This is a genomic window from Streptomyces sp. IBSBF 3136 (genome assembly GCF_036815105.1).
Classification (GTDB): domain Bacteria; phylum Actinomycetota; class Actinomycetes; order Streptomycetales; family Streptomycetaceae; genus Streptomyces.
On sequence record NZ_JAJSZC010000190.1, the window covers coordinates 1 to 11,944 of the forward strand.

The 11,944-nt window shown below is 72.7% G+C and carries 13 protein-coding genes and 1 riboswitch; of the genes, 8 read left to right on the plus strand and 5 right to left on the minus strand.

Annotated features, from left to right (window positions below):
- Positions 1 to 286: Rv2175c family DNA-binding protein (locus tag V7E45_RS30670; RefSeq protein WP_333777475.1), on the minus strand; the 286-nt coding region annotated here is incomplete at its 3' end.
- 120 nt (positions 287 to 406) lie between these two features.
- Positions 407 to 1,639 (minus strand): NAD(P)/FAD-dependent oxidoreductase, encoded by a 1,233-nt coding sequence (locus tag V7E45_RS30675; protein ID WP_333777476.1) that lies wholly within the window; start codon positions 1,637 to 1,639, stop codon positions 407 to 409.
- A gap of 152 nt (positions 1,640 to 1,791) precedes the next feature.
- Positions 1,792 to 1,903: riboswitch (TPP riboswitch) on the plus strand.
- Here V7E45_RS30675 and thiO point away from each other — a divergent pair.
- The 5 genes from thiO (at position 1,901) to V7E45_RS30700 (ending at position 7,154) form a co-directional block, all read left to right on the plus strand.
- Positions 1,901 to 3,061, plus strand: a complete 1,161-nt coding sequence (gene thiO, locus V7E45_RS30680; RefSeq protein WP_333777477.1) for a glycine oxidase ThiO — start codon at positions 1,901 to 1,903, stop codon at positions 3,059 to 3,061. (Overlaps the previous riboswitch by 3 nt.)
- A complete protein-coding gene (thiS, locus tag V7E45_RS30685; RefSeq protein WP_333777478.1) occupies positions 3,058 to 3,258 on the plus strand; it encodes a sulfur carrier protein ThiS in 201 nt (66 codons plus the stop codon). Before thiO ends, thiS begins: the two co-directional genes overlap by 4 nt.
- 3 nt (positions 3,259 to 3,261) lie before the next feature.
- On the plus strand, positions 3,262 to 4,059 hold the full coding sequence (locus V7E45_RS30690; RefSeq protein ID WP_333777479.1) for a thiazole synthase: 798 nt from the start codon (positions 3,262 to 3,264) through the stop codon (positions 4,057 to 4,059).
- A gap of 135 nt (positions 4,060 to 4,194) precedes the next feature.
- Positions 4,195 to 6,120 carry a Stk1 family PASTA domain-containing Ser/Thr kinase gene (gene pknB, locus V7E45_RS30695; RefSeq protein ID WP_333777480.1) on the plus strand — a complete coding sequence of 642 codons (1,926 nt, stop codon included), beginning with the start codon at positions 4,195 to 4,197 and terminating at the stop codon, positions 6,118 to 6,120.
- 134 nt (positions 6,121 to 6,254) lie between these two features.
- On the plus strand, positions 6,255 to 7,154 hold the full coding sequence (locus tag V7E45_RS30700) for a deoxyribonuclease IV (RefSeq protein ID WP_333777481.1): 900 nt from the start codon (positions 6,255 to 6,257) through the stop codon (positions 7,152 to 7,154).
- Between the two features lie 34 nt (positions 7,155 to 7,188).
- Here the strand turns inward: V7E45_RS30700 and V7E45_RS30705 are convergent, their stop codons facing one another.
- Positions 7,189 to 7,821 carry a sulfite oxidase-like oxidoreductase gene (locus V7E45_RS30705; protein ID WP_333777482.1) on the minus strand — a complete coding sequence of 211 codons (633 nt, stop codon included), beginning with the start codon at positions 7,819 to 7,821 and terminating at the stop codon, positions 7,189 to 7,191.
- Between the two features lie 176 nt (positions 7,822 to 7,997).
- Between V7E45_RS30705 and bfr the strand changes: the two genes are divergently transcribed.
- Complete coding sequence (gene bfr / locus V7E45_RS30710; protein ID WP_133922095.1) at positions 7,998 to 8,477, plus strand: bacterioferritin; 480 nt, start codon at positions 7,998 to 8,000, stop codon at positions 8,475 to 8,477.
- Here bfr and V7E45_RS30715 read toward each other — a convergent pair.
- Positions 8,474 to 8,737, minus strand: coding sequence for a (2Fe-2S)-binding protein (locus V7E45_RS30715; RefSeq protein WP_333777484.1), 264 nt, complete (start codon positions 8,735 to 8,737; stop codon positions 8,474 to 8,476). The two genes, bfr and V7E45_RS30715, sit on opposite strands and share 4 nt — an antisense overlap.
- Positions 8,738 to 8,873: 136 nt before the next feature.
- Positions 8,874 to 10,226 (minus strand): class II 3-deoxy-7-phosphoheptulonate synthase, encoded by a 1,353-nt coding sequence (locus V7E45_RS30720; protein WP_333777485.1) that lies wholly within the window; start codon positions 10,224 to 10,226, stop codon positions 8,874 to 8,876.
- Positions 10,227 to 10,331: 105 nt separating this feature from the next.
- On the opposite strand from V7E45_RS30720, the gene V7E45_RS40740 reads away from it, so the two are divergent.
- A complete protein-coding gene (locus V7E45_RS40740; RefSeq protein ID WP_355996619.1) occupies positions 10,332 to 10,400 on the plus strand; it encodes a trp operon leader peptide in 69 nt (22 codons plus the stop codon).
- Between the two features lie 89 nt (positions 10,401 to 10,489).
- On the plus strand, positions 10,490 to 11,944 hold a 1,455-nt coding region (locus V7E45_RS30725), incomplete at its 3' end, for a chorismate-binding protein (protein WP_333777486.1).

The following is an 11,944-nucleotide window of genomic DNA, read 5'->3' on the forward strand; positions in this document are numbered from 1 at the left end:
GGGTGGGGTCGGGGGTGAAGAGCCACTCGATCATCTCTTCGTCCGTGAAGCCGTCGTCCCGCAGGAGCGTCAGGGTGCCGGACAGCCCCTTGACGACCTTGTCCCCGTCGATGAAGGCGGCGGGGACGTGCAGCGCCCGGTTCTCACCACGGCGTACGGCGATGAGCTGGCCCTCCTTGACCAGCTGCCGCACACGCGTCACCTCGACGCCGAACTGTTCGGCGATGTCGGGGAGGGTGAGCCAGGCGGGGACGAGAGCATCGATCTTTGCGTCAATCTCGGTCACGGGAACCAGCCTAGGCGCTCCGCCGGTTCCGCCGCGATGTGGCGTGGTGCGTCCGCGGGCGTCGTGCGGTCGCCGTCGCGGCTGGTCGGGCCGTTCCGCGTGCCCTCCGCCGGGCGCCGGTCAGTCGGCCGTGGCGTCCTTCAGCGGGCGTGCCGGGTCGGGCAGGGCCGCGGGGTCCATGCGGCGGCCCGACTCGATCAGGCGGCGGCCCTGGGCCAGGTCGCGGGGCCTGCCGACGGCCAGCAGCGCCACCAGGCGCTCCTCCCGCAGCCAGCAGACGGTCCAGGCCGGGCTCGCCGGGTCGCCGCGCCACACCGTGCGGTCGGCGGCGGGGTGGTGGCCGGCGTACTGGACGAACCGGCCGAACTGCTCCGACCAGAAGTACGGCACCGGGTCGTAGGTCACCGGGATCTCGCCCAGGACGTTCGCGGCCACCGTGCGCGGGCCCTGCAGCGCGTTGTCCCAGTGGTGGATCAGCAGCCGGGCGCCGTAGCGGGCCGAGGGGAAGGAGGCGCAGTCGCCGACCGCGTACACGTCCTCGGCCGAGGTGCGCAGACGGGCGTCGGCCACCACCTCGCCGTCCGCGCCCAGTGCGATGCCGGAGCCGGCCAGCCAGCCGGTGGCCGGGCGGGCGCCGATGCCGACGACGACGGCGTCCGCCGGCAGCCGTGTGCCGTCGGCGAGCTCCACCAGGCCGGGCTCGACGCGCTCCACGCGCGCGTTCGTGCGCAGCTCGGCGCCGCTGTCGGCGTACCAGGCGGTCATGCGCGCGGCGACCTCGGCGGGCAGGGCGCCGGCCAGCGGCCGGTCGGCGGCCTCCACGACGGTCACCTCGCAGCCGGCCTCGCGGGCGGCCGTGGCGAACTCGGCGCCGATCCAGCCGGCGCCGACGACCACGATGTGGTGCTGCGCGGCGAGGACGGGGCGCAGCCGCTCGGCGTCGTCCAGGGTGCGCAGCAGGTGCACGCCGGGCACGCCCTCGGTGCCCGGCAGCCGGATCGGCTCGGCGCCGGTGGCGAGCACCAGGACGTCGTACGGGACGGTCCCGGCCTCGGTGTCCAGCTCGTGGTCGGCGGGGCGCACGCCCAGCGCCTCGCAGCCGAGCCGCAGTTCGATGCCGAGGGACTCGAAGTCGACGTCGAAGGCGGAGCCCTCGGCCGTGCCGAGCAGCACGGCCTTGGACAGGGGTGGTCGGTCGTACGGCTGGTGGGGCTCGGCGCCGATCAGCGTGACCGTGCCCGTGTAGCCCTGCTCCCGCAGGGCCACGGCGGTCTGCACCCCGGCCATGCCCGCGCCGACGACGACCACGCGCCGCGGCTGTGACGTGCTCTGTTGCGGTGTCTGCTCGCTCACCCGATCACCATAGACAACTGACGAAAAGTCAGTCAGGGGGCGTGCTCGGTGACCTGTTCCACACCTGTCCCGCCGTCGTCCTCCCGGGTGCCGACCGGATGGCCGGGGCTCTCTTACGGGTGACGTGCCGTGCGGGCTAGGGTGGCCACCGTACAAGCACTCGCGGGAGCCCGGACGCACCGGGCTGAGAGGGAGGCTGGCGGCCTCCGACCGTACGAACCTGATCCGGGTCATGCCGGCGAAGGGAGGGGCTGGACGCCCATGTCGTCACGTACGTCCGACGTCCTCGTCATCGGGGGCGGAATCATCGGCCTGGTCACGGCCTGGCGTGCCGCGCAGCGCGGGCTCGCCACGGCCGTGGTGGACCCCGAGCCCGGCGGCGGGGCCGCGCGGGTCGCGGCGGGGATGCTGGCCGCGGTCACCGAACTGCACTACGGCGAGGAGACGCTGCTCGCGCTGAACCTGGCGTCCGCTCGCCGCTACCCGGACTTCGCGGCCGAGCTGACCGAGCTGACCGGGCACGACCTCGGCTACCGCCGGTGCGGCACGCTCGCCGTCGCACTGGACGCCGACGACCGCGCCCACCTGCGCGAACTGCACGCGCTCCAGCGGCGTTCGGGCCTGGAGTCGGAGTGGCTGTCCGGCCGGGACTGCCGGCGCCTGGAGCCGATGCTCGCGCCCGGTGTGCGCGGCGGCCTCCGGGTCGACGGCGACCACCAGATCGATCCGCGGCGCCTGGCGTCGGCCCTGGTGGTTGCCTGCGAGCGGGCCGGGGTGGTGTTCCACCGGGCGTGGGCCGAGCGGCTCGACGTCGTGCGGGACCGGGCCGCCGGGATCACCACGGCGGACGGCACCGCGCTGGGCGCGGGGCGGGTGGTGCTCGCCGGCGGGAGCCTGAGCGGGCGCCTCGCGGGTGTACCGGACGAGGTGCTGCCCCCGGTGCGGCCGGTGAAGGGGCAGGTGCTGCGGCTGACCGTGCCGCGCCGGTACGCGCCCTTCCTGAACCGGACCGTGCGGGCGATGGTGCGCGGCAGCCAGGTCTACCTGGTGCCCCGGGAGAACGGCGAGCTGGTGGTCGGCGCGACCAGTGAGGAACTGGGCTGGGACACGACGGTGACCGCGGGGGGCGTGTACGAGCTGCTGCGCGACGCCCACGAGCTGGTGCCGGGGATCACCGAGCTGCCCCTCACCGAGACCCGGGCCGGTCTGCGCCCCTGCTCCCCGGACAACGCGCCGCTGCTCGGCCCGTCGGGCCTCGACGGGCTGCTGCTGGCCACCGGGCACTACCGCAACGGGGTGCTGCTCACCCCGGTCACCGGGGACGTGATGGCGCGGGTGCTGGCGACCGGGGAGCTGCCGCCCGAGGCCCGGCCGTTCAGCCCGCAGCGCTTCGGCGCCGTCCTCGTGGAGCAGCCCGCATGAACATCTCCGTCAACGGGCGGCACCGGCAGGTCGCCCCGGGCACCGCGCTGGACGCCCTCGTCAGGACCCTCACCGCGGCGCCCTCCGGGGTGGCCGCCGCCGTCAACGAGACCGTCGTCCCGCGCACGCGGTGGGCGACCACGGCCCTCGCCGAGGGGGACCGTGTCGAGGTCCTCACCGCCGTCCAGGGAGGCTGAGCCATGGCAGACGACCCCTTCGTCCTCGGCGGGACGCCCCTCGGCTCCCGGCTGATCATGGGGACCGGCGGCGCGCCGAGCCTGGAGGTGCTGGAGCGGGCGCTGGTCGCTTCCGGCACGGAGCTGACCACGGTCGCGATGCGGCGGGTCGACCCGTCCGTGCACGGCTCGGTGCTGTCGGTGCTCCAGCGGCTGGGCATCCGGGTGCTGCCGAACACGGCGGGCTGCTTCACCGCCGGGGAGGCCGTGCTGACCGCCCGGCTGGCCCGGGAAGCGCTGGACACCGACCTGGTGAAGCTGGAGGTCATCGCCGACGAGCGGACCCTGCTGCCGGATCCGGTGGAGCTGCTGGACGCGGCGGAGACCCTGGTCGACGACGGATTCACGGTGCTGCCGTACACCAACGACGACCCGGTGCTCGCCCGGAAGCTGGAAGACGTGGGCTGTGCCGCGGTGATGCCGCTGGGCTCGCCGATCGGGTCCGGGCTCGGCATCCGCAACCCGCACAACTTCGAGCTGATCGTCGAGCGGGCGGGCGTACCGGTGATCCTGGACGCGGGCGCCGGCACCGCCTCGGACGTGGCGCTGGCGATGGAGCTGGGGTGCGCCGGGGTGATGCTGGCCTCCGCCGTCACGCGGGCGCAGCGGCCCACGACCATGGCCGCGGCCATGAAGCACGCGGTCGAGGCGGGCCGGCTGGCCCGGCTGGCCGGGCGGATCCCGCGCAGGCACTTCGCCGAGGCGTCCTCACCGGTGGCGGGCCGCGCCCACCTCGACCCGGAGCGGCCCGCCTTCGGATAGCGGCGGGCAGCGGGCCCGGCACGGCCTACGCCTTCTGTCACGGCAGGCGGCGGGCGCGTCACAGCTGTGCTGCATTACGTCACCGGAACGGCCGAGCGGGCGGGAGTGTCGGTCCGCCCTCGTAGACTCCCTTGCGTGGATACGACCCTTCAGGACCCCCTCGTCGGGCAGGTGCTCGACGGCCGGTACCGCGTCGACGCGCGGATCGCGGTCGGTGGGATGGCCACGGTCTACCGGGCCGTGGACACCCGCCTCGACCGGATCCTCGCGCTCAAGGTGATGCACCCGACGCTGGCGGCCGACGGGTCGTTCGTGGAGCGGTTCATCCGGGAGGCCAAGTCGGTCGCCCGGCTCGCCCACCCCAACGTGGTGCAGGTCTTCGACCAGGGCACCGACGGGTCGTACGTGTACCTGGCGATGGAGTACATCGCCGGGTGCACCCTGCGGGACGTGCTGCGCGAGCGGGGCGCGCTGCAGCCGCGGGCCGCGCTGGACATCCTGGAGCCGGTGCTCGCCGCGCTCGGCGCCGCGCACCGGGCCGGGTTCGTGCACCGGGACATGAAGCCCGAGAACGTGCTGATAGGCGACGACGGCCGGGTCAAGGTCGCCGACTTCGGGCTGGTCCGGTCCGTGGACACGGTGACCAGCACCACGGGTGCCGTGCTCGGCACCGTCTCCTACCTCGCGCCGGAGCAGATCGAGCAGGGCACCGCGGACCCGCGGGTCGACGTCTACGCGTGCGGCGTCGTCCTGTACGAGATGCTGACCGGCGGCAAGCCGCACTCCGGGGACTCCCCCGCCCAGATCCTCTACAAGCACATCCACGAGGACGTGCCGGCGCCGTCGGCGCTGGTGCCGGGGCTGCCCCGCGAGCTGGACGAACTGGTGGCCGCGGCCACCGCGCGCACCCCGGACGGCCGGCCGCACGACGCGGCGGCGCTGCTCGGCCTGGTGCTGCGCGCGCGTGCCGCGCTCGGCGCCGAGCAGCTCGACGCCGTGCCGCCGCAGGCGCTGGCCGCGGCGCACGACAACGCGCAGGACCGTACGAGCGTGATCCCGCGGTCGCTGACCGTGCCCCGGCCGCTGCCGGTCAACGAGGACGACGAGGCCGCGGCGTCCGTCATGCGCACCAGCCGCTTGGAGAGCCCGCCGGTGGCGCCCGGGCGGCGCACCGCCCGGGCCCGGCGCGGCCCGGTCGCGCTGATCGCGGCCGTCCTGCTGGTCCTCGGCCTGGGCGCCGGGGTCTGGTACATCAACTCCGGGCAGTTCACCAAGGTCCCGCCCCTGCTGGCCAAGACCGAGAAGCAGGCCGAGGCCCGGCTGAGCGCCGCGGGCCTCGACGTCAAGCAGGTCAAGCGCGAGTACAGCGACACGGTGAAGAGCGGCACGATCATCAGCACCGATCCGAGGCCCGGGGCCCGGATCCGCAGCAACGACTCGGTGACGCTGGTGATCTCCCGGGGCCCCGAGGTCGTGAAGGTGCCCGACCTGCGGGGTGTCCCGCTGGCCAAGGCGCGGGCGCGCCTGAAGGCGGCCGGTCTCGAGCCGGGGCTGGTCAACCGGGCGTTCAGCGACAGCGTCGCCAGGGGGGCGGTGGTCGGCACCGACCCGGAGACGGGCACCGAGCGGCACGCGGGGTCGGCGATCGCACTCCTGGTCAGCAAGGGCAACCCGATCGACGTGCCGGACGTCACCGGCGAGGACCTCGACAGTGCCCGGCAGGACCTCGAGGGTGCCGGTCTGAAGGTGAGCGTCTCCGCCCAGCGGGTGCACTCCGCCTTCGACAAGGGCCAGGTGGCGCAGCAGAGCCCGGCGAACGGGCAGGCCGCCCAGGGCGACACGGTGAAGCTCACGCTGTCCATGGGCCCGGAGATGGTCGAGGTGCCGGACGTGGTCGGCTCCTCCGTCGACGACGCGACGAAGCGGCTGGAGGACGCCGGCTTCGAGGTCGAGAAGGACCGGGGCCTGCTCGGCTTGTTCGGGGACACCGTGCGCAAGCAGTCGGTGGACGCCGGCCGGAAGGCGCCCAAGGGGTCGACGATCACCATCACCATCCGGTGAGGACGATCACCATCGCCATCCGGTGGGGGGTCCGGCGCGCCAGCACGGTGACGAGACCCAGGGAGCCGGGCGGATGCGAGGGCCGCTCGCGGACCGGTTCCGGGCGTTCCCGCCAGGCATGACACCCTGAACGGGTGACAAGTCAGCGGTCCCGTTCCGTCTCCCCTCCCCCCGGTCCCTCCCGCAACCCGGTCGGCGGTCACGTCCCCGTGGCCGGCGGTCTGCACTCGGTGGGACTGTCCTACGCCCGCGAGCTGAAGGCGGAGACCGTGCAGGTCTTCGTCGCCAACCCGCGCGGGTGGGCCACCCCGGCCGGGAACCCGCGGCAGGACGAGGCGTTCCGTCAGGCGTGCGCCGAGGAGTCGGTCCCCGCCTACGTGCACGCCCCGTACCTGATCAACTTCGGCTCGCACACCGAGGCCACCGTGGAGCGGTCGGTGGAGTCGCTCAGGCACTCGCTGCGGCGGGGCCGGGAGATCGGCGCGCTGGGCGTGGTCGTGCACACGGGCAGCGCGACCGGCGGGCGGGCGCGGGACGTGGCGCTGAAGCAGGTGCGCGCACACCTGCTGCCGCTGCTGGACGAGCTGACGCACGACGACGACCCGTTCCTGCTGCTGGAGTCGACCGCCGGGCAGGGCTCCTCGCTGTGCTCGCGCACCTGGGACTTCGGCCCGTACTTCGAGGCGCTGGACGCCCATCCCAAGCTGGGTGTCTGCCTGGACACGTGCCACATCTTCGCCGCCGGGCACGACCTGGCCGGGCCGGACGGCATGCGCCAAACCCTCGATCTGCTGGTGGAGACGGTGGGCGAGGGCCGGCTGAAGCTGATCCACGCCAACGACTCCAAGGACGTGGTGGGCGCGCACAAGGACCGGCACGAGAACATCGGCGCCGGTCACATCGGAGAGGACCCGTTCCGGGCCCTGATGAGCCACCCCGCGACGGCGGGCGTGCCCCTGGTGATCGAGACGCCGGGCGGCAAGGAGGGCCATACCGCGGACGTGGAGCGGCTGAAGCGGCTGCGCGACGGCTGAGCCGGGCCGGCCGCGGGGGTCAGGGCAGCGCGAGTCAGAACTCGGGGCCGTCCCCGGGCTCCTCCTGGTAGGAGTAGCGCTGTTCCTTCCAGGGGTCGCCGATGTTGTGGTAGCCGCGCTCCTCCCAGAAGCCGCGCCGGTCGGCGGTCATGTACTCCACGCCCCGCACCCACTTGGGGCCCTTCCAGGCGTAGAGGTGGGGGACGATCAGGCGGGCCGGGAAGCCGTGCTCGGCGGTGAGGAGTTCACCGTCCTTGTGGGTGGCGAAGATCGCGCGGTCGGAGGCGAAGTCCGACAGCCGCAGGTTGGAGCTGAATCCGTACTCCGCCCACACCATCACATGGGTGACGTCCGGCGCCGGCGGTGCCAGGTCCAGGATCGTGCGGGCCGGGATGCCGCCCCACTCGGCGCCGGTCATGCTGAACTTCGTCACGCAGTGCAGATCGGCCACCACGGTGGTGTACGGCAGGGCCGTGAACTCGTCGTGGTTCCAGGTGTGCTTGTCGCCGTCCGCGGTGACACCGAAGACGCGGAACTCCCAGCGCTCGGGACGGAACTTCGGTACGGGCCCGTAGTGGGTGACCGGCCAGCCGCGCTGGAGTCGCTGCCCCGGCGGAAGCTCGGACCCTGCCGCCGTCCCAGATTCGCGCTCCACCGGATGACCCATGTCTCCATCCTGACAGACCTGGGGCGGTGCCCTTGACCACCCCTCCGTGAACCGGACAATCACCATCAGGTCAGCACTTACTTACTAAGTACGCACTTACTGGACGATCTTCGTCACCGGTGCAATCATGCCGCCGCACACCTCACCCGTCCCTCCGTGTGGAAGGAGCCTCTGCGATGCAGGGCGACCCCGAGGTCATCGAGTTCCTCAACGAGCAGCTCACCGGCGAGCTGACCGCGATCAACCAGTACTTCCTGCACGCGAAGATGCAGGAGAACTTCGGCTGGACGAAGCTCGCCAAGTACACGCGGCACGAGTCGTTCGACGAGATGAAGCACGCCGAGGTGCTGACCGACCGGATCCTGTTCCTGGAGGGGCTGCCCAACTACCAGCGGCTGTTCCACGTGCGGGTGGGGCAGACGGTCCGGGAGATGTTCGAGGCCGACCGGCAGGTCGAGGTGGAGGCGATCGACCGGCTCAAGCGGGGCATCAAGGTGATGCGCGAGAAGGGCGACATCACGTCCGCGAACATCTTCGAGGACATCCTGGCCGACGAGGAGCACCACATCGACTACCTCGACACCCAGCTGGAGCTGGTGGACAAGCTCGGCGAGGCGTTGTACCTCGCCCAGCTGATCGAGCAGCCCGAGAGCTAGGCCGCTTCCGCCGCGACGGCGTCCGCCCCGGCGGCGTCCGGGTTCCCCGGAACGCTCGACAGCACCGGCCTGCCCTGGTCCGCGAGCTCGCGACGGGGGCAGGCGCCCCGGCCGAGGATCGCCTGGATCCGGCGGACGCAGGAGCCGCAGTCCGTGCCCGCCTTGCAGGCGGACGCTATCTGGCGGGGGGTGCAGGCACCGTCCTCCGCGTGCCGCTTGACCTGCGCCTCGGTGATGCCGAAGCAACTGCAGACGAACACGCGGCTCACCTCCCGACGGGATCGGTCTCTTACTGCCATCCCGTTTCCCGGTGAGGCAAACCTAACCTTACCCACCCGGGGAGAACCGCGAAAGTGGGTGGGGCGCGGACCCCGTGTGATCCGCGCCCCACACAGGTCACTGGTCCCGGTACATCTCCGCGACGAGGAACGCCAGGTCGAGGGACTGGCTGCGGTTCAGCCGGGGGTCGCAGGCCGTCTCGTAGCGCTGGTGCAGGTCGTCGACGAAGATCTCGTCGCCGCCGCCCACGCACTCGGTCACGTCGTCACCCGTCAGCTCGACGTGGATGCCGCCCGGGTGGGTGCCGAGCGCCTTGTGGACCTCGAAGAAGCCCTTGACCTCGTCCAGCACGTCGTCGAAGCGGCGCGTCTTGTGCCCGGAGGCCGCCTCGAAGGTGTTGCCGTGCATCGGGTCCGTCACCCAGGCCACCGTCGCGCCGGAGGCGGTGACCTTCTCGACCAGCTCCGGGAGCCGGTCCCGGATCTTGTCGGCGCCCATGCGGACGATGAAGGTCAGCCGGCCCGGCTCGCGGTCCGGGTCGAGGCGGTCGATGTAGGTGAGGGCTTCCTCGGCCGTGGTGGTCGGGCCGAGCTTGATGCCGATCGGATTGCGGATCTTCGAGGCGAACTCGATGTGCGCGCCGTCGAGCTGCCGGGTGCGCTCACCGATCCACACCATGTGCGCCGAGACGTCGTAGAGCTGCCCCGTGCGCGAGTCGACACGGGTCAGGGCCGACTCGTAGTCGAGCAGCAGCGCCTCGTGCGAGGCGTAGAACTCGACCGTCTTGAACTCCTCCGGGTCGGCCCCGCAGGCGTGCATGAAGTTCAGCGCGTTGTCGATCTCGCGGGCGAGCTGCTCGTAGCGCTGGCCGGACGGGGACGACTTCACGAAGTCCTGGTTCCAGGCGTGCACCTGGCGCAGGTCGGCGTAGCCGCCCGTGGTGAAGGCGCGCACCAGGTTGAGCGTGGAGGCGGACGCGTGGTACATCCGCTTCAGGCGCTCGGGGTCCGGGACGCGGGCGGCCTCGTTGAACTCGAAGCCGTTGACCGAGTCGCCGCGGTACGTGGGCAGCGTGACGCCGTCGCGGGTCTCGGTGTTCTTGGAGCGCGGCTTGGAGTACTGGCCGGCGATCCGGCCCACCTTGACGACGGGCACGGAGGCCGCGTAGGTCAGCACGGCGCCCATCTGGAGCAGCGTCTTGAGCTTGCTGCGGATGTGGTCGGCGGACACCGCGTCGAATGCCTCGGCGCAGTCGCCGCCCTGGAGAAGGAACGCCTCTCCCTTGGCGACGGCCGCCATCCGGGCGCGCAGCTGGTCGCACTCGCCCGCGAAGACGAGCGGCGGATACGCCTCGAGGTCCGCGATCACTGCGCGCAGAGCCTCGGCGTCGGGGTACTCGGGCTGCTGCGCCGCGGGCAGGTTTCGCCAGGTGTTGCCAGCGCTCGGGCTGGTCTTAGCGTTCACGGTCACCTCGTAAACATTACGGGGTCGTGTCGCCATATTTTCCTCCGGCTCGACTGGTGAGACGGAGTGTTTGCCTCATGGACGCCACGGCCGTGCGGTAGGGTTTCTCGTATGTTCGCGCTTTCCGACCAGACCTGTGTCCAGAACTGGTGGTGGACCGCTCACCCGGCGGCCCACTGACTGCGCGTACGCACTGCTTCGCGAAGGCCGCCCGAGGGCGGCCTTCGGTGTTTCCCGGGGTCGTTCCTCTCCGTTGAGAAGGATCGCCCATGAATCTCCAGGACCTCTTGCACGACCCTCGCCCCTTCGCCCTGCTGCGCCGTCGCACGCCGGGCCACGACGAGGGCACGGTCGAGGTGCTGCTCGGCCCGGTCTCCGCGCGAGAGCGCCTCGCCGACCTGCCCGACGAGGGCCTGGCGCTCGTCCCGTTCCGGCAGATCCGCGAGCGCGGCTTCGACGTCCGTGACGACGGCACCCCGCTGCTGGTGCTGACGCCCGAGGAGTCCTGCCGGGTCCCGCTGGACCGGGCCCTGCGGGAGCTGCCCGGCCACGAGGTACGGGTCGAGGGCGGCGGCTTCGACGTCGGTGACGAGGAGTACCGCGAGATCGTCGGACGGGTGCTGCGCGACGAGATCGGCCGGGGCGAGGGCGCGAACTTCGTGATCCGCCGGACGTACGAGGGCACGGTCCCGGGCTTCGGCCGGGCCGACGCGCTGGCGCTGTTCCGGCGGCTGCTGGAGGGCGAGCGCGGCGCGTACTGGACCTTCGTCGTGCACACCGGGGACCGGACGCTGGTGGGCGCCAGCCCGGAGGTGCACGTACGGATGTCGGGCGGCACGGTCGTCATGAACCCGATCAGCGGCACCTACCGGTACCCCGACGCGGGGCCGACGCCCGAGCACCTGCTGGACTTCCTCGCCGACGGCAAGGAGACCGAGGAGCTGTCCATGGTCGTCGACGAGGAACTGAAGATGATGTGCACGGTCGGCGACATGGGCGGGGTGGTGGTCGGACCGCGGCTGAAGGAGATGGCGCACCTCGCGCACACCGAGTACGAGCTGCGCGGGAAGTCCTCCCTGGACGTGCGGGAGGTGCTGCGGGAGACCATGTTCGCGGCGACGGTCACCGGTTCTCCGGTGCAGAACGCGTGCCGGGTGATCGAGCGCCACGAAGCGGGCGGCCGGGGCTACTACGCGGGGGCGCTGGCGCTGCTGGGCCGGGACTTCGGGGGTGCGCAGACCCTGGACTCCCCCATCCTGATCCGCACCGCCGACATCGACGCCGAGGGCCGGCTGCGGGTGCCGGTCGGCGCGACGCTCGTGCGCGGCTCGGACCCGGCGGGCGAGGTGGCGGAGACCCACGCGAAGGCGGCGGGCGTGCTGGCGGCCCTCGGGGTGCGGCCGGCCCGGCCGCGCGCGGAGCGGGCCCGGGCCCGGCTGGCCGACGACCCGCGGGTGCGGGCCGCGCTGGACGGGCGCCGCTCGTCGCTCGCGCCGTTCTGGCTGCGGATGCAGGAGCGGTCGGCGGCCCTCCAGGGGCACGCCCTGGTGGTCGACTGCGAGGACACCTTCACCGCGATGCTCGCGCACGTGCTGCGGTCCAACGGGCTGGACGTCACCGTCCGGCGGTACGACGAGCCCGGGCTGGGGGGGGGGGGGGGGGGGGGGGGGGGGGGGGGGGGCGGCGGGGGGGGGCGCGGGGGCGGGGGGGGGGCCCCCCTCCCC

Excerpts from the sequence above, each read along its gene's own strand:
- thiO (WP_333777477.1), top strand. The coding sequence starts at position 1,901 with ATGTCGTCACGTACGTCCGACGTCCTCGTCATCGGGGGCGGAATCATC.
- V7E45_RS30705 (WP_333777482.1), bottom strand. The coding sequence starts at position 7,821 with ATGGGTCATCCGGTGGAGCGCGAATCTGGGACGGCGGCAGGGTCCGAG.
- thiS (WP_333777478.1), top strand. The coding sequence starts at position 3,058 with ATGAACATCTCCGTCAACGGGCGGCACCGGCAGGTCGCCCCGGGCACC.
- V7E45_RS30690 (WP_333777479.1), top strand. The coding sequence starts at position 3,262 with ATGGCAGACGACCCCTTCGTCCTCGGCGGGACGCCCCTCGGCTCCCGG.
- bfr (WP_133922095.1), top strand. The coding sequence starts at position 7,998 with ATGCAGGGCGACCCCGAGGTCATCGAGTTCCTCAACGAGCAGCTCACC.